Origin of the sequence: Haemophilus sp. CCUG 60358 (genome assembly GCF_001679485.1) — a bacterium.
Lineage (GTDB): Bacteria > Pseudomonadota > Gammaproteobacteria > Enterobacterales > Pasteurellaceae > Haemophilus_D.
This window is the reverse complement of the sequence record NZ_LZOZ01000017.1, coordinates 106,358-132,272: the sequence shown is the minus strand read 5'-3', so window position 1 is coordinate 132,272 and position 25,915 is coordinate 106,358. Positions and strand designations below refer to the sequence as shown.

General features: G+C 39.6%; 23 protein-coding genes and 1 tRNA gene. 18 read left to right on the top strand and 6 right to left on the bottom strand.

All coding sequences use genetic code 11. The annotated features are described in order from the left end of the window. Nucleotides 1-9: 9 nt before the first annotated feature. The 5 genes from wbaP (at nucleotide 10) to ndk (ending at nucleotide 5,325) form a co-directional block, all read left to right on the top strand. The gene (gene wbaP / locus A9500_RS08450; protein ID WP_065244586.1) at nucleotides 10-1,425 is read left to right on the top strand and encodes an undecaprenyl-phosphate galactose phosphotransferase WbaP; all 1,416 of its coding nucleotides are present in this window, start codon (nucleotides 10-12) and stop codon (nucleotides 1,423-1,425) included. Nucleotides 1,426-1,715: 290 nt separating this feature from the next. Then, nucleotides 1,716-2,570, top strand: a complete 855-nt coding sequence (locus A9500_RS08445) for an acyltransferase (RefSeq protein WP_257005707.1) — start codon at nucleotides 1,716-1,718, stop codon at nucleotides 2,568-2,570. A 3-nt stretch (nucleotides 2,571-2,573) separates the two neighbouring features. Next, nucleotides 2,574-3,581, top strand: coding sequence for a dTDP-glucose 4,6-dehydratase (rfbB, locus tag A9500_RS08440; RefSeq protein WP_065244585.1), 1,008 nt, complete (start codon nucleotides 2,574-2,576; stop codon nucleotides 3,579-3,581). Between the two features lie 18 nt (nucleotides 3,582-3,599). Next, on the top strand, nucleotides 3,600-4,901 hold the full coding sequence (gene pepB, locus A9500_RS08435) for an aminopeptidase PepB (protein ID WP_065244584.1): 1,302 nt from the start codon (nucleotides 3,600-3,602) through the stop codon (nucleotides 4,899-4,901). 10 nt (nucleotides 4,902-4,911) lie between these two features. Beyond that, nucleotides 4,912-5,325 (top strand): nucleoside-diphosphate kinase, encoded by a 414-nt coding sequence (ndk, locus tag A9500_RS08430; RefSeq protein ID WP_065244583.1) that lies wholly within the window; start codon nucleotides 4,912-4,914, stop codon nucleotides 5,323-5,325. Nucleotides 5,326-5,378: 53 nt separating this feature from the next. Here ndk and A9500_RS08425 read toward each other — a convergent pair whose 3' ends face one another. From A9500_RS08425 to A9500_RS08410, 4 genes are all read right to left on the bottom strand, one after another. Beyond that, complete coding sequence (locus A9500_RS08425) at nucleotides 5,379-6,110, bottom strand: ABC transporter ATP-binding protein (RefSeq protein ID WP_065244582.1); 732 nt, start codon at nucleotides 6,108-6,110, stop codon at nucleotides 5,379-5,381. Continuing rightward, entirely contained in the window at nucleotides 6,103-7,080 is a 978-nt protein-coding gene (locus tag A9500_RS08420) for an iron ABC transporter permease (RefSeq protein ID WP_065244581.1), read from the bottom strand. Before A9500_RS08420 ends, A9500_RS08425 begins: the two co-directional genes overlap by 8 nt. Before the next feature lie 349 nt (nucleotides 7,081-7,429). Then, entirely contained in the window at nucleotides 7,430-8,215 is a 786-nt protein-coding gene (locus A9500_RS08415; protein WP_065244580.1) for a helical backbone metal receptor, read from the bottom strand. A 73-nt stretch (nucleotides 8,216-8,288) separates the two neighbouring features. After that, nucleotides 8,289-10,211 carry a TonB-dependent siderophore receptor gene (locus A9500_RS08410; RefSeq protein ID WP_065244579.1) on the bottom strand — a complete coding sequence of 641 codons (1,923 nt, stop codon included), beginning with the start codon at nucleotides 10,209-10,211 and terminating at the stop codon, nucleotides 8,289-8,291. A gap of 376 nt (nucleotides 10,212-10,587) precedes the next feature. Here A9500_RS08410 and A9500_RS08405 point away from each other — a divergent pair, with 376 nt between their 5' ends. The 11 genes from A9500_RS08405 (at nucleotide 10,588) to A9500_RS08355 (ending at nucleotide 22,560) form a co-directional block, all read left to right on the top strand. Then, on the top strand, nucleotides 10,588-14,994 hold the full coding sequence (locus tag A9500_RS08405) for a S6 family peptidase (protein WP_065244578.1): 4,407 nt from the start codon (nucleotides 10,588-10,590) through the stop codon (nucleotides 14,992-14,994). Nucleotides 14,995-15,259: 265 nt separating this feature from the next. Next, on the top strand, nucleotides 15,260-16,168 hold the full coding sequence (glyQ, locus tag A9500_RS08400; protein WP_005695296.1) for a glycine--tRNA ligase subunit alpha: 909 nt from the start codon (nucleotides 15,260-15,262) through the stop codon (nucleotides 16,166-16,168). 53 nt (nucleotides 16,169-16,221) lie between these two features. Continuing rightward, a complete protein-coding gene (locus tag A9500_RS08395) occupies nucleotides 16,222-16,872 on the top strand; it encodes an FABP family protein (protein ID WP_007523757.1) in 651 nt (216 codons plus the stop codon). Beyond that, nucleotides 16,872-17,135, top strand: coding sequence for a hypothetical protein (locus A9500_RS08390; RefSeq protein ID WP_007523739.1), 264 nt, complete (start codon nucleotides 16,872-16,874; stop codon nucleotides 17,133-17,135). Before A9500_RS08395 ends, A9500_RS08390 begins: the two co-directional genes overlap by 1 nt. After that, complete coding sequence (locus A9500_RS08385; protein ID WP_007523747.1) at nucleotides 17,132-17,512, top strand: hypothetical protein; 381 nt, start codon at nucleotides 17,132-17,134, stop codon at nucleotides 17,510-17,512. Before A9500_RS08390 ends, A9500_RS08385 begins: the two co-directional genes overlap by 4 nt. Then, entirely contained in the window at nucleotides 17,512-17,958 is a 447-nt protein-coding gene (locus A9500_RS08380; RefSeq protein ID WP_065244577.1) for a hypothetical protein, read from the top strand. Before A9500_RS08385 ends, A9500_RS08380 begins: the two co-directional genes overlap by 1 nt. Before the next feature lie 9 nt (nucleotides 17,959-17,967). Continuing rightward, nucleotides 17,968-19,233 carry a histidine-type phosphatase gene (locus tag A9500_RS08375; protein WP_065244576.1) on the top strand — a complete coding sequence of 422 codons (1,266 nt, stop codon included), beginning with the start codon at nucleotides 17,968-17,970 and terminating at the stop codon, nucleotides 19,231-19,233. A 5-nt stretch (nucleotides 19,234-19,238) separates the two neighbouring features. Continuing rightward, nucleotides 19,239-19,604, top strand: coding sequence for an endonuclease domain-containing protein (locus A9500_RS08370; protein WP_007523755.1), 366 nt, complete (start codon nucleotides 19,239-19,241; stop codon nucleotides 19,602-19,604). Between the two features lie 260 nt (nucleotides 19,605-19,864). After that, nucleotides 19,865-20,308: a hypothetical protein gene (locus A9500_RS08365; protein WP_065244575.1), complete on the top strand. Its 444-nt coding sequence runs from the start codon at nucleotides 19,865-19,867 to the stop codon at nucleotides 20,306-20,308. A gap of 18 nt (nucleotides 20,309-20,326) precedes the next feature. Continuing rightward, nucleotides 20,327-22,393 carry a glycine--tRNA ligase subunit beta gene (gene glyS, locus A9500_RS08360; protein WP_065244574.1) on the top strand — a complete coding sequence of 689 codons (2,067 nt, stop codon included), beginning with the start codon at nucleotides 20,327-20,329 and terminating at the stop codon, nucleotides 22,391-22,393. Nucleotides 22,394-22,483: 90 nt separating this feature from the next. Beyond that, nucleotides 22,484-22,560, top strand: a tRNA-Ile gene (locus tag A9500_RS08355). Between the two features lie 52 nt (nucleotides 22,561-22,612). Here the strand turns inward: A9500_RS08355 and A9500_RS08350 are convergent. Further along, nucleotides 22,613-23,338 (bottom strand): 3-deoxy-D-manno-octulosonic acid kinase, encoded by a 726-nt coding sequence (locus A9500_RS08350; RefSeq protein ID WP_065244573.1) that lies wholly within the window; start codon nucleotides 23,336-23,338, stop codon nucleotides 22,613-22,615. Between the two features lie 77 nt (nucleotides 23,339-23,415). Between A9500_RS08350 and A9500_RS08345 the strand changes: the two genes are divergently transcribed. Continuing rightward, complete coding sequence (locus A9500_RS08345) at nucleotides 23,416-24,471, top strand: glycosyltransferase family 9 protein (protein ID WP_065244572.1); 1,056 nt, start codon at nucleotides 23,416-23,418, stop codon at nucleotides 24,469-24,471. A gap of 72 nt (nucleotides 24,472-24,543) precedes the next feature. On the opposite strand, the gene A9500_RS08340 is transcribed toward A9500_RS08345, so the two are convergent. Then, the gene (locus A9500_RS08340) at nucleotides 24,544-24,888 is read right to left on the bottom strand and encodes a carboxymuconolactone decarboxylase family protein (protein WP_005698020.1); all 345 of its coding nucleotides are present in this window, start codon (nucleotides 24,886-24,888) and stop codon (nucleotides 24,544-24,546) included. Between the two features lie 103 nt (nucleotides 24,889-24,991). Here A9500_RS08340 and A9500_RS08335 point away from each other — a divergent pair, with 103 nt between their 5' ends. Then, nucleotides 24,992-25,882: an AraC family transcriptional regulator gene (locus A9500_RS08335; protein ID WP_065244625.1), complete on the top strand. Its 891-nt coding sequence runs from the start codon at nucleotides 24,992-24,994 to the stop codon at nucleotides 25,880-25,882. Nucleotides 25,883-25,915: the final 33 nt, after the last annotated feature.

Here is a 25,915-nt window from a genome sequence, read left to right as displayed (position 1 = left end):
AGGAGTGATATGCATAGAATAACGTTATCAAAAATATTTCTTTGGTTTGGTGATTTTTTTGCTTTTTTTTCCTCTTTTTTTATTTCATTGACGATATTACCTTTAGTCAATCATAGTCAAGCCGCTTTTCCCAAAGAGGAGCTAGATGAATATATTTTTATTCATCTTGTGATTTCTCTTTGCTGTGTATGCTGGTTTTGGATTCGTTTACGTCACTATACATATAGAAAGCCTTTTTGGTTTGAGCTTAAAGAGATACTTCGAACCCTGCTTATATTTTTTGTTATAGAGTTAGCAATTATTGCGCTCTCCAAACTTTATGTATCTAGAACATTGTGGGTGTTAACTTGGTTTGGGGCTATAGTTTTAGTGCCTGTAGTTAGAGTTTGTTTAAAAAAATTACTTTTAAAACTAAATTTATACCAAAAAGATACAGTTATTATTGGTAGCGGTCGAAATGCTAAAGATGTATATAGAGCCTTATCAGATGAATCTTACTTAGGCTTTAGTCTTTGTTATTTTGTTTCATCGGATACTATTCCAGAAGATGGTATGAATGAAATCAAAGTAATTGATGCAAAGAATAAGGATATTATTTCGCTTCTGCAATTAGATATTAAGACAGTTCAGTTTATATTAGCTTTAGATGATGAGATATTGTTAGATTCTTGGTTGAGATATTTAGCGTTGAATAAATGTCGTTCGGTTTCAGTTATTCCTAACATTAGAGGCATACCGTTATATGGTACGGATATGTCTTTCTTATTTAGTCATGAAATGTTGTTGTTGAGAGTAAATAACAATCTTGCAAAGCGTTCCTCTCGTATTTTAAAAAGAATAATGGATATTGTAGGTTCTTTAGTTATTATTATTCTACTTTTTCCAGTGTTGCTTTATCTTTATTTTTCAGTAAAAAAAGATGGAGGTAATGCGATTTATGGACATCCTCGAATTGGTCGTAATGGAAAAACGTTTAACTGCTTGAAATTTAGATCCATGGTTGTGAATTCTAAAGAAGTGCTAGATGAATTTCTAAGAACCGATCCTGAAGCAAGAGCTGAATGGGAAAAAGATTTTAAATTAAAAAATGATCCTCGTATTACTAAAATTGGCGCCTTTATTCGCAAGACAAGTTTAGATGAATTACCTCAGCTATTTAATGTTTTAAAGGGGGAAATGAGTTTGGTTGGGCCACGCCCAATTGTTGCTGATGAGCTAGAGCGTTATCAGGATGATGTTGAGTATTACCTTATGGCAAAACCAGGAATGACAGGGTTGTGGCAAGTGAGTGGCCGTAATGATGTGGATTATAATACCCGTGTTTATTTTGATTCTTGGTATGTTAAAAACTGGTCACTTTGGAATGATATCGCTATTTTGTTTAAAACAGTGAATGTTGTTTTGAAAAAAGATGGAGCCTATTAATTAGGAGTCTATATAATTATATGATTGAGATAGATGTTTGAATGAAATTGATGATATGAAAACATTTATTCTCTCGATATAGGTAAGAAATTTAAATATTAAATGAATCAGAAAACTTTAATTTTGAAACAACGAATACTTTATTTTGATATTTTGAATATCTTAGCCTGCTTTGCGGTGTTGTCGTTACATCATAATGGGATTGTTCATAATTTTAATGTAAATACATTTGCATGGAAACAATCATTGATGTTTGAAGTGTTATTCTATTGGGCAGTGCCTATTTTTTTATGCTAACAGGTGCTACATTATTTGGATATCGAAATAAATATTCAACTCAGGATTTCTTTAAAAAGAGAGTTTTTAGAGCAATAGTCCCCTTTATTATATGGAGTATTATTTTACTATTCCACTCGTGGTTAGTGGGTAAGTTCACATATAAGAATATTAATGAAGTTTTAAGTGCTATTATTACAACAAGGATATACCATGGTGATATCTATTGGTTCTTTATCCCCCTGATATCATTGTATTGTTTTATACCGGTATTATCTCTGCTAAAGGATAACAGGAACATTTTATGGTATATGGCTATTTTTTTATTTGTTACTCATTCTTGTTTGCCATTACTCTTTCTATCCTTAGGTATTAAATATAATAATTCATTATCATTTCCTGTGGCTGGATATGTATTATTTCTAATTTTAGGTTACCTTTTTTCTACAATCGAGTTATCTAGAAAGCAAAGGATTATAATTTATTTACTTGGCCTGATATCTGCATTTATTAGATATGCTGGGACCTATTATTATTCTTTAGAGCAAGGGAAGATTGATAAGTTTCTGTTTGGTTATATACAATTTCATTCTGTATTATTAGCTTTGGCAGTATTTGTTCTAGTTAAAGAAATAGGAAAAAATGTCGAATCTGTTAAGATCACAAACTTTCTTGCTGTTCTATCATCATGTAGCTTGGGGATTTATTTAATTCATAAGCTAGCGATGTCTTATGAATTGTATTTTCTACAAATTACAGCTGATAATGTTTATTGGCGCTTTGCTGGGGCTTTCTTGACCTACTTTTTATGCCTAAGTGTAGTATTAGTTATAAAAAGAGTTCCTTATTTGAGGGTTGTTTTTCCATAAGATATGAATATCCTCATCACTGGCGGTTCCGGCTTCATCGGTTCCGCCCTTATTCGGTATATCATTAATCAGACTCAAGATTATGTGATCAATATTGATAAACTGACCTATGCGGCAAATCAATCAGCGTTGAAAGAGGTAGAAAATAATCCTCGCTATGCTTTTGAGCAAATTGATATTTGTGATCTTAAGGCGATAGAAAGCGTTTTCGAGAAATATCAGCCTGATGCAGTGATGCATTTGGCGGCAGAAAGTCATGTCGATCGTTCTATTTCTGGAGCAGCTGATTTTATTCAAACCAATATTGTTGGTACTTATACGTTGTTAGAGGTTGCTAAGAATTATTGGCATACCCTAGACGAAGCTAAAAAAACGACCTTTCGATTTCACCACATTTCTACAGATGAAGTGTATGGGGATTTATCCCTTTCTGATCCTGCCTTTACTGAACAGTCTCCTTATCATCCGAGTAGTCCTTATTCAGCCTCAAAAGCAGCGAGTGATCATTTGGTGCACGCTTGGCATCGCACTTATGGTTTGCCGGTGATTATCACAAACAGTTCCAATAACTATGGGGCTTATCAACACGCTGAAAAGCTTATTCCTTTAATGATTTCAAATGCTGTGATGGGAAAGAATTTGCCAATTTATGGTGATGGGCAGCAGATTCGTGATTGGTTATTTGTGGAAGATCATGTTCAAGCCTTATATTTAGTTTTAACCAAAGGTCGAGTCGGGGAAAACTATAATATCGGTGGAAATTGTGAAAAAACGAACCTTGAAGTGGTTCAAATGATTTGTGAGTTACTTGAAGAACTGGTGCCAAATAAGCCTAATCACATTGAGTATTACGAAGATTTAATTACTTTTGTAAAAGACCGACCTGGTCATGATGTGCGATATTCATTGGATTGTTCTAAAATTCATGCAGAATTAGGTTGGCGACCGCAAATAACCTTTGAACAAGGACTTCGTCAGACGGTAAAATGGTACCTAGAGAATAATAGATAAATAAAGGAGAATAACCACATGCAAATTACATTATCAACTACTCCCGCTTCGGAGAGTTGGGGCAAAAATGCCATTTTAAGTTTTAATCAAGATCAAGCCGTTATTCATCTTAAAGATGATGAAAAATCGAATCTTGTTTTAGTTCAAAAAGCCGCACGTAAGTTACGTGGACAAGGTATTAAAGACGTTGAGCTTGTGGGGGATGAATGGGAATTAGAAAATTGCTGGGCATTTTATCAAGGTTTTTACTCGGCGAAGCAAGATTATTCGATTGAATTTCCTCATTTAGATGATGAGCCACAAGATGAATTATTGGCCCGTATTGAATGTGGCGATTTTGTACGTGAAATTATTAATGAACCGGCACAAACCCTTACTCCGGTTAAATTAGCAGAACGTTCGGCTGAATTTATTTCTAAACAAGCCGAAAATTATGCCGATAAAAGTGCGGTCAGTTTTCAAATCATTTCTGGTGAAGCATTAAAAGATCAAGGCTATCACGGGAGCTTTACGGTGGGGCGTGGTTCTATTAATCCACCCGCTATGTTGCAATTAGATTTTAACCCGACTAATAATCCAAATGCGCCAGTATTAGCGTGTTTAGTCGGTAAAGGTATTACTTTTGATAGTGGTGGTTATAGCATCAAACCAAGTGATGGTATGAGTACTATGCGTACCGATATGGGGGGCGCTGCGTTATTAACGGGAGCATTAGGATTTGCGATTGCGCACGGTTTAAATCAACGTGTAAAACTCTATCTATGCTGTGCAGAAAACTTGGTGAGTGATAATGCGTTTAAATTGGGTGATATCATCACATATAAAAATGGTGTAACCGCTGAAATTCTAAATACTGATGCAGAAGGCCGTTTAGTATTAGCAGACGGTTTAATTGAAGCTGATAGCCAAAATCCACAATTTATTGTCGATTGTGCAACCTTAACCGGTGCGGCGAAAGTGGCAGTGGGTAATGATTACCACAGCGTACTTTCTATGGATGATGCGTTAGTAAATAGCCTATTCCAAGCTGCGAAAGAAGAAAATGAACCATTCTGGCGGTTGCCTTTTGAAGCGTTCCATCGTAGCCAAATCACTTCTTCTTTTGCGGATATTGCCAATACAGGTACAGCGCCGGTTGTCGCGGGCGCAAGTACTGCAACGGCATTTTTATCGTATTTTGTGAAAAACTATCAACAACGTTGGTTACATATTGATTGTTCGGCCACTTATCGTAAATCAGGTAGTGATTTATGGGCGGTTGGCGCAACCGGAATTGGTGTGAAAACTTTAGCAAATTTATTAGTAACGAAAGCAAGTTAAGTAGGATTTTATGGTAGAACGTACTTTTTCAATTATTAAACCTGATGCAGTAAAGCGTCATTTAATTGGTGCTATTTTAGGGCGTTTTGAATCTCAAGGATTCTGTGTCGTTGCGCTTAAAATGGTGCAATTAACCAAAGAACAAGTGGAAGGTTTCTATGCGGAACACCAAGGTAAACCGTTTTTTGAACCGTTGGTGGAGTATATGCTCTCTGGTCCGATGGTGGTTTCTGTATTGGAAAAAGAAAATGCCGTAAAAGATTACCGCACTTTGATTGGTGCAACGAATCCCGCTGAGGCAGCAGAAGGCACTATCCGCAAAGACTTCGCGTTAAGTCAGCGTGAAAATTCCGTTCATGGTTCTGATAGTGTTGAAAGCGCAAAACGAGAAATTGCTTATTTCTTCGTAGATTCAGAAATCTAGCCATAATTCATTTCTATAAAAAAGCACTTAGTAAATCGCTAAGTGCTTTTATTTTATTGCTTTTCAATTTTTGAGATAGTCTTTTTCAGTGGATCAATTTCAGCTCGAATATGAAAGGCTTTCGCCAGATTCTCCGCATTTAATACGGCTTGCGTTTCACCGACTGCCAGCAATTTTCCTTTATCTAATAGAACAATTTCATCACAAAATTGATAAGCCAATGAAAGGTGATGAATTGCGACGATGCATGTATGTTGTGGTGTAAGTGATTTAAGCTGTTCCATCATATCAATTTGATAATAAGGGTCGAGTGGCGCAATCGGCTCATCGACCAATAAAACGGGGGATTCTTTAATACTGCAACGAGCAAGTTGTACACGTGCTTTTTCGCCACCAGAAAGTTGTTGAAATGGCTTATCGAGTAAATGCGTTACCGCAAATTTTTCTGAAAATACTTGAATTTTTGACCGCTCTTTTTCTTTTGGCAAGGGCGTAGCTAAGCCTAGGGCTATCACATCATAAACGGATAAATCCCAATGAATTTGCGTATTTTGTGCAAGATAAGCAATGTATTGGCTTTTTTCGGGAGCATTCATTTTGCTTAATAGCTGATCATCAAACCAAACCTCCCCTTGTTTGAGGGGCAAGATACCCGCAATGGTTTTTAATAACGTGGATTTTCCCGCACCATTAGCACCCATAATGCCGATCAATTTACCTGATGGAAGCGTACAGTTGATGTCATTTAAGCAATAGGATTGGGTGAGTTTTTCAATTTTAATCATAGATTTTTCTCTGTTGCGTTAATAACATCCAAATCAAGCAAGGCGCACCGATAAGTGCGGTCAATGTTCCGATGTAAATATGGGAAAACAGTGGGATATATAAAATCGCTAAATCGGCCAGTAATAGCAATAATGCCCCAATTAATGCGCTGGTAAGGTAAAGCTGTGATGGGCGAGCTTTCAGTAAAATACGGGCGAAGTGTGGCGCGATTAAGCCGATAAAGCCAATGGTACCGGTTTGTGGAATGGTAGCACCGACTAATAAAGCGACACCAAAGGTGCTGATAAAAAAGCTACGTTTGGGATCTACGCCCATTGTGCTCGCTGTTTCTTCACCAAAGGTAAGTAAATCTAAGTATCGGCGAGTGTGGTATAAACAGAAAATCCCCGTAAGAACAATCGGGAGAGAAATGAGCAAAGTATCTAATTTCGCCCACATCAATGAGCCTTGTAGCCATCGATAAAGTTCAGCTAATGCCCATGGGCTTTCCGCGTTGGAAAGCAGTAATGCAATTGCTGACCCAAGTAACATATTTACCGCTAAGCCGCTTAGAATCATCATTGTGGTGCCGTAGTTTTTAGCGATCAAATACACGATTAAAAAACTTAAAAGCGCGCCAATTACACCTCCAGCTAAGAGCAGTGAAAATGGCACGGCAAAATAATAAAGGATAAATACACTAGCAGCCGTTGCACCAGCGCTACTGCCGAGTAAGCCCGGACTCGCTAGTGGATTTTGGAAAATACCTTGCATCGCATTGCCGGCAATCGCCAGGCTGGCACCCGTCAATAAAGCTAAACCAATGCGCGGAAAACGAATATCCCACAGCACCATCGAACGCATATCGGTGAGCACACCATCAGCATTTTTGAGATGGGCAAAGTCACCTAGCTGATGATAAACCGCAAAGCCGCTAATCAACAGCAGCGCGAAGAAAAGTGCGGTATTTAATTTGAGTGTTTTGGTCAATGATCAATTTCCTATGTAATCCAAATATCATTTGTTAATTTGATTTTGTCAAATCTCCCCTAACCCCTCTTTGCTAAAGAGGGGATTATAGTGTCAAGATTTATAATTCTGATGTTTTATTTTAATCATTTATACATAAAAGCTGTAAACACATTATTTTGGGTTAATCTAATCATGCAATACCTCTCTTTAGTAGAGTGGGTGGGATTATAGTGTCGGGATTTATAATTCTGATGGTTTATTCTAATCATTTATACATAAAGACATATAAATATGTCATCTAGGGTTAATTTAATAATGAAATTCCCCTCTTTAGCAAAGAGGGGGTAGGGGAGATTTGTCAGCTACATTATTTTAACTGTTGATAAATCTTCTCCGCCCCTTGCCACACGCCATGATCAAAGCAATAGGTATATTTCATCGGGATGCTGACAAGCGGTTGATTTTTGAAAAAATCTTGCAACATAGGGTGGTGCAGTAATTCAGCTTGTGCATTGTAACCTTGTTTGTCAGTCAGTGAAATGAGCACATTCGGTTGGCTTAAAATCACTTTTTCTAACGAGAAATTTTGTGCGGTAAGTGGTGTTTTTAACGGTGTTAATCCGAGTAAACTTAACAGCACGGGATATTGCGGATAATAACTTTCTACCACACCAGTTTCTGACAAAACCAGTGTATCAGTAAGCGGTCGATTTAAGTGAAAGTTTTGTGATTTGAGTTTTATTACTAAATCAGCCGCCTTTTGCTCATTACCCAGTTGTTTGCCTAAGTCTAGAATCAGCGTAAACAATTCATCTGGCGTTTGTGGGCTGTCGTTAATCGGGATAATCTTCACACCGAGTTTTTTCAGCTCCGCGACTAATTGTGGATAAAAGGTTTCATTAATCAGAATAGTTTTATCCAAATAGGGCAATAATTCCGTTAATTGCGGCTCCAGTACAGGTTTGTCGGTATTGATTTTATCCAACATCATCAACGGTTTTTTCGAATAAGGCGATTGAGCAGCAATTTGCGAAGGCTCAGCCAGTTCGATAAGCAGTCTGTCACTGCAAAGCGTAAGCGAGACAAATTGTTCCGAAGCCTGAGCGGTAAACGGAAGGAAAAGTGCGGTTAAAATTAAGCGAGTTTTTTGCATATAGATAATGATACGCTACGCCATCAAGAATGTAAAAAGGCGTGCTAAGCACGCCCTTATTAGTGGGTAATAATTAGAACGATCCTTTTAACCCAACGTAAATATTACGTCCTTCTTGACCATAGCCTAGTACGTTTTCGTATTTTTTATTGAATACGTTGTTAAGGTTCGCATAAATCGTCAAGCTATCCGCTACTTTATAGTTCACGCCTAAGTTTGCCAAGGTGTAAGATGGCAATTTCACTTTATGTGTGCTGTAAGTTGGTGAGTAGTAGGTATCCATGCGTTTGCCTGTGTAAGATACATTTACATCTGCACCCAATTTTTCAGTGATTTGGTATGCTAAGCCCGCGTTCGCCAAATGTTTTGGACGACGTGCCAATTCAGCGCCTTTGCTGTCTCGGGTTTGCGTGTAGGTGTAGTTAGCATAAGCAGTTAATGCATCGGTAACTTTACCGTTATAAGCTACTTCAACACCTTTCACTTTGCTCTTACCTTCAAGGTTTACGGCACGGCTTGCATAAGTGGTAAAGTTGATTACTTCACTGCTAATCGCGTTTTTCACGTTGCGAGCGAAATAAGTCACATCAAAGCTGTGACGACCATCATTGGTTTCAAATAAGAAACCAACATCGCCACCTAAACTTTTCTCTGGTTGTAAATTAGGGTTGCCGATATAGCGCGCGTTGTAACCGTAATATTCAGTGATTGTCGGGTTTTGAATCGCAGAACCAAAACTTGCGTGTGCTTTCACATTATTGTGTAAACGGTAAGCGCCAGCGATACGGCCAGTCCATGAGTTTTCGTATTCAGAGCTGTCAGTGTAACGACCACTAATATTTAAACTATGATCTGCATCGTGCAATAAGCGATATTCTGCCGCTAAGCTTTTCTCAATAAGTTTTTTATTGCCTGCATTATTGAAATAAGACGAGTTAAAATCTGTTTTTTGATAGTCAGTTAAGAAACTTAAACCTTGTGTGAGAGAGCCTTCACGATCGAAATTGACGTCTAATTGATAGTTCGCATTGAGTTTTTTTGCATCGTAAGCCGATGTGTAGCCAACAGTATCGCTGTCAGTTGTGAGATGGCTTACCCCAACTTTGTGTTTAAGCAATTCATCGTCATTACCTAAGAAACCACTTAATTTGAACAAGGTGTCACGTGTGCGGGTGTAATGACCTTTTTCATCCGTTGCGCTGTTATCAAAGTTAGCAGTTTGGCTGCTATGGGAGGTTAAGAAATCAAAACCTTTTTGGTTATCGTCATAGCCGAAACGAAGAGAGGCATTATCACGGTGGAATTTATCGCGTTCGCTTGAGCCACCGGTACTTACCGCTGTGCCATCTTGTGCGGTGTAGTTAAAGCGGTTTTTGCTGAGTGCCGAAATGCCTTTGGTGTGGTGGCTATCACCGTGTAAAGCGTAATAGAAACCGTTATTTGAGCCTGAAAGGGTTAATGAACCATCTACTGTGCGGTTAGAGCCTGTGCCGAAATCGTAATCAACGTTGAAGGTTTTACCTTTTTCTAAGCCTTTCTTCGTGGTGATATAAATCACACCACCCATGGCGTCACTTCCCCAAAGGGCAGATTGCTCGCCGCGTAAGACTTCGATGCGGTCGATATTGCTTAATGCTAATCCACCAAAATCAAAGCCATAGCCAGAAACAGGGTTTACTTTTACGCCATCAATAATCACTGCAGTGTGGTTTGCATCCGCACCACGTAAGAATACATTAGTTAATGTGCCACGACCGCCCGATGCGCTAACAGCTAAACTCGGTACGGTTTTCAACACATCACTGACATAAGTCGCACTACGTTGTGCGAAATCTTTTTCGGTTAAAACGGTAACAGAAGAAGCCGTTTGATGAAGGCTCGTTGGGGTAGCTGAGGCAGAATAGACGTTAATCACATCTAATTTTGCCACGTCTTCAGCCGCCGCTAATGCCGGAATCGCTAATAAAATCGCTGAAGTAATCACATTTTTTTTCATTTTAAAATCCCTAGGATAAAAGTCTGTATAAAAGCGCCAGCAGTTTACACATTTGAGGCTTGGCGCGCAAACTTCTGGCGATGAAAATAACTCATCATCAAAATGAATGAAATTTAAGAGAAATAAAAAAATTAAGGATTTTTCTGGCCGCACTTTTTCGTCTTTATCTACTTTGTAGTTTCAAGTATAATTCACGAGGAATCAGTTTAAAAAATCCTAATGGCTTAAAATTTACGTTTTAAGCCATTATTTATAGCATAAATCCTGCCTTTATATTCTTCTGTGCCTTTTAATGGTTTGATTAAAATCCCTTCAGAAAATAACCGCACTTTTATGTTTCATTATTTTAATTATGAGGTCTTTTTAGGTAATTTTTATGAAAAAAATTGCATTTCGTCTTAACTTTTTAACCGCTTGCGTTTCATTAGGGATAGCTTCGCAAGCATCGGCAGGACATACTTATTTTGGTATCAACTACCAATACTATCGTGATTTTGCTGAGAATAAAGGGAAGTTCACAGTTGGTGCTCAAGATATTGATATCTACAATAAAAAAGGGGAAATGATAGGTACAATGATGAAAGGTGTACCTATGCCTGATTTATCTTCTCTAGCAAAAGGTGGATATGCGACATTGGTCGGTGATCAAACCTTAATCAGTGTTGCACATAATGTAGGTTATCAAGATGTTGATTTTGGGATGACAGGACATAATCCCGATCAGCACAATTTTAAATATAAAGTCGTCAAACGTTATAACTATAAAAATGATAGTACGCACCGTTATATGACAGACTATCAACATCCAAGACTTGCTAAATTTGTCACTGAAGTTGCGCCTATTGAAATGGTTTCTCGCATGAATGGGAAGGTTTATACCGATTTGAAAAAATATCCAATGCGTGTTCGTGTCGGTAGTGGTCACCAATATTGGAAAGATGATAACAATAATACAAACGCAGACTTGGCCTATGGCGGTGCTTGGCTTACTGGTGGTAATACCTTTATGGATGGCGGCACGGGAGATGGTCATCTCTATTTAAATGGCAGAGTGCAAACCCCTAATGAATATGGTCCATTGCCAATTGCAGGCGCTCAAGGTGATAGTGGCTCTCCTTTCTTTATTTATGATAAGGAACAGGGAAAATGGCTATTAAACGGTGTGTTACGTGAAGGGCATCCTTATGCTGCGGTGGGCAATGGATATCAAATTGCACGCCAAGATTATCTTGAAGAGGTTCTTGAGCAAGATCTTGCTGCCAGATTCTTTTTAAATAACGCAAATTACACATTAAAAACAACTCAAGATGGAAATGGCACCATTACGCAAAATGGCAGACGTTCCCAAACCATTGGTTTGTATAATAGCGCTTTACCATTTGATTCTCGTGGCGGAAATAATGGTGATGAAGCTCCAACTTATAAAGGGCCGAATCCATGGTCGCCAGCATTACATCATGGTAAAAATATCTACTTAGGGGATATGGGAAAAGGTACACTGACTATCGAAAATACGGTAAATCAGGGAGCTGGTGGCTTATATTTTGAAGGGGATTTTTCCGTTAAACCAAGTGATAACACCGTGACTTGGCAAGGCGCTGGTGTCTCTGTTGGAGAAGAAAGTACGGTTGAATGGCAAGTACATAATCCGGAAGGCGATCGCTTATCCAAAATTGGGCTGGGAACCTTACTTGTTAATGGTAAAGGGAAAAACTTAGGAAGCCTGAGTGTGGGTAATGGTCTTGTTGTATTAGATCAACAAGCAGATGATGCGGGTCAAAAGCAAGCCTTTAAAGAAGTCGGGATCGTTAGCGGGAGAGCAACAGTTAAACTGAATAGCGAAAACCAAGTGGATCCAAACAACATTTATTTTGGTTTCCGTGGTGGGCGTTTAGATCTTAACGGACATTCATTAACCTTCGAGCGTATTCAAAATATCGATGAAGGTGCGATGTTGGTTAACCGTAATGAAACTCAGGCAGCCAATATTACCATTACAGGAAATGCCACTGTTAATAGTGATGCAAAACAATTAACCAATAAAAAATATATCGCATTTAACGGTTGGTTTGGTGAGCAAGATAAAGCCAAAACAAATGGTCGTTTAAATGTGAATTATCAACCAGTTAATGCAGAAAATCATTTGTTGCTTTCTGGGGGGACAAATTTAAACGGCAATATCACGCAAAATGGCGGTACGTTAGTTTTTAGCGGTCGTCCAACGCCTCATGCTTACAATCATTTAAATCAAAATCATGCCAAAATGGAAGGTTCAACCCGAGGAGAGGTGATCATTGATGATGATTGGATTAACCGCACTTTTACAGCTGAGAATTTCCAAATTCAGAACGGACAAGCGGTCGTTTCTCGCAATGTTTCTGCAATTAATGGTAATTGGCAATTAAGCAATAATGCTAAAGTCACTTTTGGTGTGACACCAAATCAAGAGAATTTGGTGTGTATCCGTTCAGATTGGACTGGCTTAACAGAATGTAAATCAGAAAATCTAACAGAACAGAAAACAATCGATTCATTACCAAGAACAAAAGTCAATGGTAACGTGCATCTAATGAACTCAGCAAGTGCGGTAGCATCTGGCTTAGTTGATTTAATCGGTAACGTGAGTTTAGCGCAGAATAGTCAATTTATATTAAGCCATAATGCAACCCAAACTGGTTCGTTAAACCTTGTTAATCAGGCGAATGCCACTGTGAATAATGCTCGGTTAATTGGCAATGTAACATTATCAGATTCTGCTCAGTTTAATTTAGCAAATAGTCGTTTTTCACATCAAATTAGTGGGACAGAAAGCACAACGGTTAATTTAGAAAATGCAAATTGGACAATGCCTGCAAGTACTACTTTAGGTAGTTTGGCACTCAATAATAGTGAAATTACGCTGAATCCAGATTTTGTTACTCAAGCGAACAATAGCCAATTTAATACGTTAACGATCAGCGGCAATTTAAATGGTAACGGTATTTTTAATTATCGTACTTATTTACACCAATATTTAGGTGATAAGTTAGAAGTTAATGGCCAAGCGCAAGGTGATTTTAAATTAAAAGTGCATAATACAGGTGCAGAACCAACCGCTTTAGAACACCTGACTCTGATGACACTGAAGCAAATGCCATCTTCTGGGCTTAATGTTACTCTCGCAGATAATTATGTGGATGCAGGGACATGGCGTTATGAATTAGTCAAAGACGGCAATCAATACCGCCTTTATAGCCCAATGAAAGAGGCTGAACTACAAAAAGCGGCAGAAGCGAAACGCCTAGCCGAAGAGCAACATAAAGCGGAAGAGCAACATAAAGCGGAAGAGCAACATAAAGCGGAAGAAGCCAAACGTCTAGCGGAAAAACAACGCAAAGCCGAAGAAGCTCGTAAAGCTGAAGAGGCTCGTAAAGCCGAAGAAGCACGTAAAGCGGAAGAAGCACGTAAAGCTGAAGAGGCTCGTAAGGCTGAAGAAGCTCGCAAAGCTGAAGAGGCTCGCAAAGCTGAAGAGGCTCGTAAGGCTGAAGAGGCTCGTAAGGCTGAAGAAGCACGCAAAGCTGAAGAGGCTCGTAAGGCTGAAGAAGCTCGCAAAGCAGAAGAAGCCCGTAAAGCGGAAGAGGCACGCAAAGCCGAAGAAGCTCGTAAGGCTGAAGAGGCACGCAAAGCGGAAGAAGCCCGTAAGGCTGAAGAAGCTCGCAAAGCAGAAGAAGCTCGCAAGGCTGAAGAGGCACGTAAGGCTGAAGAAGCACGCAAAGCGGAAGAAGCTCGTAAGACTGAAGAGGCACGCAAAGCTGAAGAAGCTCGCAAGGCTGAAGAATCACGCAAGGCTGAAGAAGCTCGTAAGGCTGAAGAGGCACGCAAAGCTGAAGAGGCTCGTAAAGCTGAAGAAGCACGCAAGGCTGAAGAAGCTCGCAAGCAAAAAGAGCTTATTAGTCGTTATTCAAATAGTGCTCTCTCTGAATTGTCTGCAACGGTAAATAGCATGCTTTCGGTTCAACATGAGCTTGATAGAGTTTTGGTTTCGGATTCCGATCTTTCGGTATGGACGAATATTACGCAAGATAAAAAACGTTATGATTCAGATGATTTCCGTGCTTATCAACAAAATATGAATTTACGCCAAATTGGTGTTAAGAAAAAAGTTGAGAATGGACGGATTGGGGCAATTTTCTCACATGGTCGTGCTAATAATACCTTTGATGAGCAGATCTCTAATCAGATGGATCTCACGATGGTGTCAGCGTTTGCACAATATCAATGGCATGATTGGCAATTGGGTGTTAACGCCGGTTATGGGGTGAGTTCAAGTAAAATTTCAGGTGAACAAAGCCAAAAAATTCATCGTCGTGTGATGAGTTATGGCCTTAATGCGAACTATCAGTTCCGTTTAGGAGAATTAGGTGTTCAGCCTTATCTTGGTGTAAATCGCCATTTTGTTGAAGGCGAAAATTACCAATACGAAGGTGTGAATATCCAGACACCGAAAATAGCATTTAATAGCTATACTACAGGGATTAAAGTAGATTACACCTTTACACCAGCTCAAGATGTGACAATTAAACCGTATTTCTCGGTAAATTATGTCGATGCTTCAAATGCGCGCGTGCAAACTAAAGTCAATCAGGCGACTTTACAACAACAGTTCGGGCGTTATTGGCAAAAAGAATTGGGTTTAAGTGGGGAGATCTTGCATTTCCACATGTCGGTATATGCAGCTCAATCTCAAGGTTCACAATTAAGTAAACAGAGAACAATTGGGGTGAAATTAGGGTATCGTTGGTAGGCTTTAATTAAACATCCATGATCAAAATGAGAGTTTTCTTTATTTAGCATAGAGATATATCAGAATAAAGAGGCTCTCATTTTTTATTCTCATTATTTTTTGGTAAATCCCTTTTAAATTTGGTTAGATTAACTTTAGTCAATAACAGAAAAATTTGGTGTTATATAAGATCCAAGATTTTCTGACCGCACTTTTTCGCCTTTATCCGCCTTATAGTTTCAAGTATAATGCCTGTATTTTTCATCACATTGTTATTAAAAAAATTATGAGTACAAAATTCAACGTAAAAACATTCCAAGGCATGATTTTAGCCTTGCAAGAATATTGGGCAAATCAAGGCTGTACCGTTGTGCAACCTTTTGATATGGAAGTGGGCGCAGGGACTTCTCACCCAATGACTGCATTACGCGCGTTAGGCCCAGAGCCGATGGCATTTGCTTATGTGCAACCTTCACGTCGTCCAACCGATGGTCGCTATGGCGAAAACCCGAACCGTTTACAACATTACTATCAATTCCAAGTGGTGATTAAACCGTCTCCAGACAACATTCAAGAACTCTATTTAGGCTCCCTTGAAATGCTCGGTTTTGATCCAACGCAAAACGACATCCGTTTCGTGGAAGATAACTGGGAAAACCCAACCTTAGGGGCTTGGGGGTTAGGCTGGGAAGTGTGGTTAAATGGTATGGAAGTCACCCAGTTTACCTATTTCCAACAAGTGGGTGGCTTAGAATGTAAACCGGTAACAGGTGAAGTAACTTACGGTTTAGAGCGTTTAGCGATGTACATCCAAGGCGTGGATTCTGTGTATGACTTAGTTTGGTCTGATGGCCCGCTTGGCAAAACCACTTACGGTGATGTATTCCACCAAAACGAAGTCGAGCAATCAACTTACAACTTTGAATACGCCGATACTGATTTCTTATTCTACTGCTTCGATCAATACGAAAAAGAAGCGAAAAGCTTATTGGAATTAGAACGTCCGTTACCATTACCGGCTTACGAGCGCATTTTAAAAGCTGCACACAGCTTCAACTTGTTAGATGCACGTAAGGCGATTTCGGTCACAGAACGTCAACGCTATATTTTACGGATTCGTGCATTAACTAAAGGTGTGGCTGAAGCCTATTATGCAAGCCGTGAAGCCTTAGGTTTCCCTGGCTGTAAAAAATAAGGCGAAAAACAACCGCACTTTAAGCATTAACACAACGATATAAGGAGAAAATGATGAAAGATTTTCAATATCCAGACGATATCTACACGGAAGCAGAAACTGATCCGAATACGCTTGCGAATTTAGGTCCATTGGCTAGATTAGCGGGTGTTTGGGAAGGTAAGCGTGGTGTAGATATCAACCCGAAAGCGGAAGGACCAGAAAAAGATCCTTATATCGAGCGTTATGAAGCCCATCCGACAGATGGTCAAACTAATGGTCCGCAACTCTATTATGGATTGCGTTATCACGCTCATATTGTACAACCGGGCGAGGTAGAAACCTTCCATGATCAAGTCGGTTACTGGTTATGGGAACCTGAAACTGGCAATATTTTGTTAACGGGTAGCATTCCACGCGGTCAAGCGTTTATTGCAGTCGGTAATGCACCGGCGGATGCGAAAGAGTTTACGGTAAAAGCGGTACGCGGTTCATTAACAAACGGCATCATTTCGAATCCGTTTTTAGAACGTTCATTTACCACGGAAAGTTTTGAAATGACGGTGAAATTCCATGATGATGGCACTTGGTCATATGATCAAACCACAACCATGATTATCCCAAATTATGATGCACCATTTGAACATCGTGATCGTAACCGTTTGACAAAAATTGGCGAACCGACATTAAACCCAACTGCGGCAGCAGAACAAGGAGGTGAATAATGAAACCCATTCTCTATTATGCGGCAGATTGCCCTGATACAGCGCCATTTGTGGCGGAATTAAAACGCCTAGGCGTGGATTATGAGGCTGTGGAAGTCTTATCTTCTATTCCAAATTTGAAACAATGGTTGCGTTTGCGTGATCGTCACCCAGCATTTGATAATGCCAAAGCGCAAGGCTATGCAGGCTTTCCGGCATTATTGTTAGATGATGATCGTGTTATTTTAGATGAATCCAAATTAAAAGAGATTTTTCTAAAATGATGAAAAAAGCGTTAGCCTTTGCAACTTCAGCGATGATTTTGACCGCTTGTAGCAATGCACAACCGCAAGCTGAAATACCAACCGTGGGCGGGGAAACCGATGCTCACGGTTGCTTACCCAGTGCGGGTCAGTCTTATTCTTATTTGAAAAAAGCTTGCGTACAAGTGTTTGATGTAGCGGAAATTAAGTTAGACGATCCCGCCAATAAAACTCAAGCGGTTTATGGCATTCTTTCGGAAGATAAGCAACAGGTTGAAGTGTTTGCTTCTGATTTGCCTGAAAACACGATTTTAGAGGTAGTCAAAGGCGGCTATGTCTCCAAAGACGGCAAAGTGCGTTTAATGAAAACCAAGAAAAGTTGGAAAATTCGTAAGTAATGAAGAAAGTCAGTTTTTTGCAATTTTTATTTAGAATTGGTGATGACTATTTAATGTTTTTGCGAAATTTAACACCCGCTGTGTTGTTTTTATCACTCGCGTTATTTATGTATTCTGAGCTGGATTGGACACATTGGGCGTGGAGTAATGTGCTCGTGCTGTTTTTAAGTTTGGCTTCAGGATTTATTGCACTCAGCGTCATGGCAATAAATACTGTCGCTTTTGTACGCAAGATGCTGAAAACCTTAAGAACACTAAGCGGAGAGAGCGAACTTGATGAAAATATTGGTACGCTCGCATTATTTAAAATGCTCTGGGTGGAGAGCAACAGTAAACAACTAATCTTTTTTGCGGTAGTCAATATTGTTGCAGTATTTATGGTGTTAGTTTACGGCACCAAATATGCCTTGAATTTTTATAGCTCAATTTCAACATTAAATGATTAGGTCTCGAATATGAAAAAAATAACCCTAAAATTCACCGCACTTTTGCTTGGCTCAGCTTTAGCAAGTAGTGCGTTTGCAACAGAAAATGGTCAAACTTCCTCAAGTTCTGATTATGAATTAGAGAAAGTATTGATTTTCAGCCGACACGGATTGCGTTCACCAGTGGAAAAAGATCCGCAAGAAATGGCGAAATATTCCCCTTATGAATGGGCAAAATGGAATGTACCATCTGGCTATCTCACTGCAAAAGGGACGGTGCTAGAAACCTATTTCGGCCAATATTTAGGGCAATGGCTTGCGGATAAAGGCTTATTAACAACAGATCGTTGTGCATCGGGTGAAGGTATTTTCGCTTATGCGAATGCAGTACAACGCACAGTAGCAACGGGGCAAGCGATTGTGGCAGGTGCTTTTGCTGGATGTAATGTGCAATTACAACATCGTGGTGAAATTGGTTCAGAAAAAGATCCAATTTTTAAAACGCAAGCGCATAATCCAAGCAAAGCCTTGATTGAATCTGCAAAAAATAACGTTGATTTAACCGCTTTACAGCAAAAATTAGCGCCAAATTATGCACTATTGAGTGAAATCATTGATTACAAAAACTCACCAAATTGCTTACAAAAAGGCGAATGCGATTTAGGTGGGAACGTCGGTGAATACAGTATTAAAGACGGCAAGTCAGTCAAAATTACTGGCTCTATCAGCAAAGGAAAGAAAATTGTCAGTGCATTATTGCTCGCACATTATGTGGGCAAACCTGATTCAGAAATTGCAAACGGCCGTGTGGATAGCCAAGAAAAATGGCGTGCAATTAACGAAATTAAAAACGAATATTACCGCACGTTATTTAAAAATAACGAAGCGTTAGCACAAAATGCATCATACCCGCTATTGGCATTTATTCAGCAACAGCTAAATAGTGAAAACAAAATTAACTTATTGGTTGGACACGATTCTAATATTGTTGCTCTGCTTGCAGCACTAGGTGTTGAACCTTATGAATTAGATGATTCATTGGAAAATATCCCAATCGGTGGCAAGTTACTATTTGAAGTGTGGAAACACAAACCCAGTGGTAAGCTCAAATTTAAGTTGGATTATGTGTATCAAACCACCGATCAGCTGATTAACATCACGCCACTAAGTTTAGCGACACCACCAAACCAAACGGCATTAACCCTCAAGGGCTGTGAAAAAGATGAACATGGCTTTTGTGATTACGAGCAGTTTCAAAAGGTGTTGAGTGAAGGGATTGAGAATGGTAAGAAATAGCGTTCATGCAACCCTATGAAAAGTACTTAAAAGAGAATTCGCAAAAATTGCGAGTGGATCAAACGGATGCGGAAAGAAAGCTATGGCAACGCATCAATCGAGATCAATTATTAAGTTTTCGATTTAATCGACAAAAGCCACTTTTAAGTTATATCGTTGATTTTTATTGTGCAAAAGCAAAGTTGATTATCGAATTGGACGGTAGTCAGCACTATGAACCTGATTATCAGGAAAAAGACGCATTGCGAGATGCAGAATTAAATTCACTTGGTTTTACGGTGATGCGATTTAGCAATGATGAAGTCATGTGTGAAATTGAAGCGGTAGTCGAGCAAATTTATTTATTTTTAGAGAATGTAAGGGCTGATTGAGTATGAGGTTGGATTAGCTTCTGCCAAATCTCCCCTACCCCTCTTTACTAAAGAGGGGGATTTCTTGAGTAAGTTGATAGTAACTGACTCATTTACATTTTAATTTCAATAAAGATTAAATTACCTGCTTTCAAAAAACGTTAAAGTAGAATATAGGTATTTAATTCTGCAAAGATCCAATCCCCTCTTTAGCAAAGAGGGGGTAGGGGAGATTTGGCAGAAGTGATAACGAAGAAAATAAGACAAATTAGGAGCAGATGATGAATTATTGGTTAGTTGGGGCTACTTGGGGTGGTTCTGAAGATGCGCTTGAGGTATTCCTTAAACGAGGATATTGGTATTGTTGGGATTTAAATAAAGAAGATGTAAATCCTGATGAATTTAAAGGAGGTAACTCAATATCTCGACAATTAAGTTCATTTTCTTGCATAAAAGTTGATGATCGCATAGCTGTTAAAAGATTATGTGGGAAAGGAGCTAAGGATATGAGAATTCTTGCTCTTGGTATAGTAAAAGATATTTGCCATAAAGAACATAGGATATATGTTGATTGGATTGCAGTAACTGATAGCATAGATGCTAATTTACCAAAATTTAAAGAGAAGAAAGTAGATTTGGGTGGTTGCATATCATCAATTCATGGACCTTATAGCTTAGAATCAGAAAACGATAAAATTTGGTTACAACAAATTTTTTGTATTTAATAAATTTAGAGAAACAAAATGACAACCCAAAACTTCCTAGTAGAAATCGGCACGGAAGAGCTGCCACCAAAAGCTCTCAAAACATTAGCGACCTCTTTTGCGGATAATGTTGAAGCGGAATTAAACCAAGCGGGCTTAACCTTCGAAAAAATCGAATGGTTTGCGGCGCCACGTCGTTTGGCGGTAAAGGTGTTGAACTTAGCCACACAACAGCCAAGCAAAGAAATTGAAAAACGCGGACCTGCAGTATCAGCTGCGTTTGATGCGGAAGGTAAACCAACTAAAGCGGCAGAAGGCTGGGCGCGTGGTTGTGGTATTACTGTGGAACAAGCAGAACGCATTGCAACTGATAAAGGCGAATGGTTAGTTCATCGTGCAAAAATTGAAGGTCAACCGACCAAAAACTTGCTAAACGATATTGTGGTAAATGCGTTGGCGAAATTGCCAATTCCAAAACCAATGCGTTGGGCAGATAAAACTGTGCAATTTATCCGTCCAGTTCACACGGTAACTATGTTGTTAGGTGATGAGTTAATCGAAGGCGAAATTTTAGGTGTAGCAAGCGCTCGTACCATTCGCGGTCACCGTTTCTTAGGCGAGAAAGAATTTGAAATTCAACATGCAGACCAATATCCACAATTATTGCGTGAAAAAGGTTCTGTGGTAGCGGACTTCAATGAGCGTAAAGCCGAAATTTTGGCAAAATCTCAAGCAAAAGCGACCGCACTTGGCGGCGTGGCTGATATTGAAGAAAGCCTGCTTGAAGAAGTGACTTCATTGGTGGAATATCCAAACGTTTTAGCGGCAAAATTTGAAGAACGCTTCTTAGCGGTGCCTGCGGAAGCTTTGGTTTACACCATGAAAGGCGACCAAAAATATTTCCCGATTTATGACAAAGACGGCAAATTATTACCGCACTTTATTTTCGTATCGAACATTAACCCAGAAGATCCAACCGCGATTATCGAAGGTAACGAAAAAGTGGTTCGCCCACGTTTAACCGATGCGGAATTCTTCTTCAAAACGGACTTAAAACAAAAACTGGTTGAGCGTTTACCACGCTTAGATACCGTGTTGTTCCAACAACAACTGGGTACATTGAAAGATAAAACTGACCGCATTGAGCAACTTGCAGGCGAAATTGCAAAACAAATTGGCGCAGACGAAGCAAAAGCAAAACGTGCAGGTTTACTTTCAAAATGTGACTTGATGACCAACATGGTATTCGAATTCACCGATACACAAGGTGTAATGGGTATGCACTACGCTCGTCATGACGGTGAAGATGAAGAAGTCGCAGTCGCATTAAATGAGCAATATATGCCACGCTTTGCCGGTGATGAATTACCAAAATCACTCGTTGCAAGTGCGGTCGCTTTAGCCGATAAATTTGACACCTTAACGGGTATCTTCGGCATTGGTCAAGCCCCAAAAGGTAGCGCAGACCCATTTGCATTGCGTCGTGCGGCATTAGGCGCGTTACGTATTATCGTTGAGAAAAACTTACCACTTGATTTAGAAGATTTAGTGAAAAAATCAGCTGCACTTTTCGGTGATAAACTCACAAATCAAAACGTGGTTGCTGATGTGGTGGACTTCATGCTAGGTCGTTTCCGTGCATGGTATCAAGATGAAGGCATTGCGGTAGATGTGATTCAAGCGGTATTGGCGCGTCGTCCAACTCGTCCTGCTGATTTTGATGCGCGCGTGCGTGCGGTTTCACACTTCCGTACTTTAGATTCAGCGGAAGCGTTAGCAGCAGCAAACAAACGTGTAAGCAACATCTTAGCAAAAGCGGATGCAGCAATTGGCGAGATCAATTTGACTGCTTGTGTCGAGCCAGCAGAAAAAGCCCTTGCTGAAGCCGTACTGGCATTACGCACTGAAGTACAACCGCTTATCGCACAAGGCGATTACACCGCAGTATTAGATAAATTAGCGAACTTACGCGCGCCAGTAGACAGCTTCTTTGATAACGTAATGGTAAATGCTGAAGATCCAGCATTACGCCAAAACCGCTTAGCGATTTTAAACACGTTGCAAGGCTTGTTCTTACAAGTGGCGGATATTTCGGTATTGCAATAATGAATCTAAAAAAGGATGGTCAATTTTCCAACGACCATCCTTTTGTATATAGACTTCAAAGGATTATTTCTCTATAATCAACCGCACTTTCCCCCTTTAGCTCAGTCGGTTAGAGCAGGCGACTCATAATCGCTTGGTCGCTGGTTCAAGTCCGGCAAGGGGGACCATTTATTGAGATCGCATTAGGCGGTCTTTTTTATTGCCTTTCTCTAATGCGTTTTAGGCGTTATAACCTTTCAACAATTCAGTCCAATTTTCTTCATTGAATTGAATATTCATTCTGCCGACTTCTTTGATAAAAGAGCGGTGTAATCTTTCTAAGTTGTCTTGTTTCCAAGAATCTCCTGATTTTTGACCGCACTTATCGAAATCAATAAGCCAACATTTTTGTTCATTTCCGAGTTGTTGAACGAGAATATTGTGAGCGTTGAGATCCGTATGGCAAATTTGCAAATCATGTAACTGACGAATTAATTTACCGATGGCTTGCCAGACATCATTCGGCAATTGTTGGGTTTGTAAAAGTGCGGTCAGATCTTGGGCGTTTTCGATCTTTTCAATCAAGATATCTGCTTGGTAGCAAATACCTAATTTGCCTTTTTTAACACTCGCAGCAATTGGTTTGGGTACGGCTACACCCGCTTGATGGAGTTGATTTAACAGATGAAATTCTGCCACGCTGCGTGTTTCAGTAAATGATTGAAAACGATAGCGATCTTTGTTGAATTTCCCCCATAAACCACCGCGATAATAGTGACGAAGGGCAGTGTTTACACCAAACAGATCTTTTGTATTGAGGAAGTAGGTTGTACCACGTCCTTTGGCTGAACCGGTAATACGTTGTTGTTTTTCCCAAAAAGCCGATTCAAAAAATGAAGCTGGCTCTGTTGGTTTTTCCGTGAGATTAAAAAGAAAGAATTGATTATCTTGTTGGAATTCAAGCATTTTAGTTGAACCGAATAATAGAAAATGCCCTCATTCTACTTTAAAATAGACGGAAATTAAATGCGCGAGGAACTCAAATGTCCCATTCTCCACTTTTTACCTCTCCCCCTAAATCACTTTGTATTTTGCGTTTATCTGCTGTGGGTGATGTTTGTCATGCACTTGCTGTGGTGCAGCATATTCAACAGTATTGGCCGCAAACCAAATTAACGTGGATTGTGGGGAAAACAGAAATGGGCTTGCTTTCTGGCATTGAAGGCGTGGAACTTGTCCCTTATGATAAAAAGAGCGGTTGGAAAGGCGTGTGGAATTTATGGATGTTTTTGAAAAACAATCAATTTGATGCGCTTTTGAATATGCAGACGGCATTTCGTGCTTCGATTATCTCTCTTGGTATTCAAGCGAAATATAAAATTGGGTTTGGCAAAAAACGTTCTCGAGAAGGACAGTGGTTGTTTGTGAATCGTCGAGTTCAAGATCCTGAAACGCCTCATGTGCTAGATGGTTTCATGGCTTTTGCAGATTATCTAGGCGTGCCACCGGCGGAAATGCTTTCTTGGCAATTGGCGATCTCTGATGCAGATCGAGAATATGCCAAACAGTTTATTGATCCAATGCGCAAAAATCTGATTATTTCTCCTTGCTCCAGTAAAGCCGAGAAAGATTGGTTGGTGGAGCGTTATGCGGAAGTGGCAAATATTGCTCATCAACATAATGTGAATGTAATTTTTTGCAGCTCGCCGGCAAAACGCGAATTAGAAATGGTGAAAAAAATTACCGCACTTTGTAATTTTCAGCCGGTTGATGCTTCAGGAAAAACCAGTTTGAAACAACTTGCTGCATTAATTCATCAAGCAAATTTAGTCATCTCGCCTGATTCTGGGCCCGCTCATATCGCCACTACTCAAGGTACGCCAGTGATTGGATTGTATGCTTATCACAACCCATTGCGCACCGCACCTTATCATAATCTGGATAATGTGGTATCGGTATATGAAGAAAATGTGCAAAAAGAACAAGGAGAACCTTCAAGCGAATTACCTTGGGCGACCAAATTAAAAGGTAAAAATTTAATGGCTGAAATTCAGGTAGAGCAAGTGGTGGCTCAGATGAGAGCTTTGAATTTATTTTAAAGTGCGGTCAATTTTAGAGATAAAAAAAAGCCCTCAAATGAGGGCTAAAAGAATCATAAAGTTCCTTGCGAATTATTCGCCTTTTTGTGCGTTGTAAGCTTCTAATGCACGAAGAGAATAGGTGTAAGCTGCACCTGCATTTAATGCGATAGACATCGCTAATGCTGCTGCCACTTCTTCTTCAGTTGCACCTGCTTTCACAGCTTCATCAGCATGCACGCCAATGCAGCTTTCACAACGAGTTGTTACGGCAACCGCTAATGCAATTAATTCACGGGTTTTGGCATCTAATACGTTACCTTCTGCTGCAGCCGCACCTAATGCGCCGTAAGCTTGTAACATTTTTGGGTATTTTTTACCTAATGCACCGAATGATTTTTTAACGTGTGCTACATCATTTTTCCAATCTGCAAACATTGTTTTTCTCCTTAAATTTAGTACAAATTTCGAGAGAAATTATAAGCAGATTAGCGTATGATACTTGTCAAATTGTCTTAACTTTTAGACGGAAAATCTCATGATGGATTATTTAGATAAATTAACGCAACTGGCACAAGTGCGCGGGGAAATCAATATTCGCTGCTTGTTTCAAGGGGATTGGCAAGTTGAAAATCAGCCTGATGCAGCGGAATATCAAGGTTTATTTCATTTAATCGAGCAAGGTGACTGTTGGGTAACCTTGACGGGAAAACAATTTCATTTAAAAAAAGGCGATCTCTTTTTTCTCCCTCAAAATCGACCGCACTTTTTGGGCAATTCTCAACAAAAAAGAGAGAATAGCCTACAGCGAGCGCAATCAAATGCACTTTTTAATGTCCATCAAATAGGAGCCGGTACGCCTGATCTGAAGATGTTTTGTGGGACATTTTATTACCAAAAACCGTCATTATTAATTGATTCATTGCCAGACTATTTGCATCTTTCTCTACAAAATACGCCTGTGCAGCCCCTGGTTTCAATTTTTTTACAAGAAGCTGAGAAATCGGAGCAAGGCACAAAATCGGTGATTGATGCGCTATCAAATATATTGTTTATTTATATTTTGCGTCATGCTCAGCAAATAGGTTTGCTCAATCAAGGCTTATTGGCCGCGTTGCAGGATAAAAGACTGAATCAAGTCCTTGAAAAAATCCTGTTTTCACCTCAATTAGATTGGAATATTGAGCAATTAGCGGAGTTGGCATCCATGTCTCGTGCAACATTTATGCGGATCTTTCAACAGCAACTCGGGATGCCACCAGGAAAATTTCTCACACAAGTGCGGTTAGAAATGGCTGCAGTTTTATTGAAAAATACGCAAAAGACCATTTTGGCAATCGCTCTTGAAGTAGGGTATCAATCAGAAGCACATTTTAGCAAGGCGTTTAAAGCAATTTATGGGCTTTCACCAAGCCAATTTCGCAAAACTTAGCCCATCGTTTAAAATTTGCGCTATAATGACCGC

Excerpts from the sequence above, each read along its gene's own strand:
- A9500_RS08350 (WP_065244573.1), bottom strand. The coding sequence starts at position 23,338 with ATGCTTGAATTCCAACAAGATAATCAATTCTTTCTTTTTAATCTCACG.
- A9500_RS08345 (WP_065244572.1), top strand. The coding sequence starts at position 23,416 with ATGTCCCATTCTCCACTTTTTACCTCTCCCCCTAAATCACTTTGTATT.
- A9500_RS08445 (WP_257005707.1), top strand. The coding sequence starts at position 1,716 with ATGCTAACAGGTGCTACATTATTTGGATATCGAAATAAATATTCAACT.
- A9500_RS08380 (WP_065244577.1), top strand. The coding sequence starts at position 17,512 with ATGAAGAAAGTCAGTTTTTTGCAATTTTTATTTAGAATTGGTGATGAC.
- glyQ (WP_005695296.1), top strand. The coding sequence starts at position 15,260 with ATGAGTACAAAATTCAACGTAAAAACATTCCAAGGCATGATTTTAGCC.
- A9500_RS08390 (WP_007523739.1), top strand. The coding sequence starts at position 16,872 with ATGAAACCCATTCTCTATTATGCGGCAGATTGCCCTGATACAGCGCCA.
- A9500_RS08385 (WP_007523747.1), top strand. The coding sequence starts at position 17,132 with ATGATGAAAAAAGCGTTAGCCTTTGCAACTTCAGCGATGATTTTGACC.
- A9500_RS08405 (WP_065244578.1), top strand. The coding sequence starts at position 10,588 with ATGAAAAAAATTGCATTTCGTCTTAACTTTTTAACCGCTTGCGTTTCA.
- glyS (WP_065244574.1), top strand. The coding sequence starts at position 20,327 with ATGACAACCCAAAACTTCCTAGTAGAAATCGGCACGGAAGAGCTGCCA.
- A9500_RS08365 (WP_065244575.1), top strand. The coding sequence starts at position 19,865 with ATGAATTATTGGTTAGTTGGGGCTACTTGGGGTGGTTCTGAAGATGCG.
- pepB (WP_065244584.1), top strand. The coding sequence starts at position 3,600 with ATGCAAATTACATTATCAACTACTCCCGCTTCGGAGAGTTGGGGCAAA.
- A9500_RS08410 (WP_065244579.1), bottom strand. The coding sequence starts at position 10,211 with ATGAAAAAAAATGTGATTACTTCAGCGATTTTATTAGCGATTCCGGCA.
- A9500_RS08415 (WP_065244580.1), bottom strand. The coding sequence starts at position 8,215 with ATGCAAAAAACTCGCTTAATTTTAACCGCACTTTTCCTTCCGTTTACC.
- A9500_RS08425 (WP_065244582.1), bottom strand. The coding sequence starts at position 6,110 with ATGATTAAAATTGAAAAACTCACCCAATCCTATTGCTTAAATGACATC.
- A9500_RS08340 (WP_005698020.1), bottom strand. The coding sequence starts at position 24,888 with ATGTTTGCAGATTGGAAAAATGATGTAGCACACGTTAAAAAATCATTC.
- rfbB (WP_065244585.1), top strand. The coding sequence starts at position 2,574 with ATGAATATCCTCATCACTGGCGGTTCCGGCTTCATCGGTTCCGCCCTT.
- ndk (WP_065244583.1), top strand. The coding sequence starts at position 4,912 with ATGGTAGAACGTACTTTTTCAATTATTAAACCTGATGCAGTAAAGCGT.
- A9500_RS08395 (WP_007523757.1), top strand. The coding sequence starts at position 16,222 with ATGAAAGATTTTCAATATCCAGACGATATCTACACGGAAGCAGAAACT.
- wbaP (WP_065244586.1), top strand. The coding sequence starts at position 10 with ATGCATAGAATAACGTTATCAAAAATATTTCTTTGGTTTGGTGATTTT.
- A9500_RS08375 (WP_065244576.1), top strand. The coding sequence starts at position 17,968 with ATGAAAAAAATAACCCTAAAATTCACCGCACTTTTGCTTGGCTCAGCT.
- A9500_RS08370 (WP_007523755.1), top strand. The coding sequence starts at position 19,239 with ATGCAACCCTATGAAAAGTACTTAAAAGAGAATTCGCAAAAATTGCGA.
- A9500_RS08335 (WP_065244625.1), top strand. The coding sequence starts at position 24,992 with ATGGATTATTTAGATAAATTAACGCAACTGGCACAAGTGCGCGGGGAA.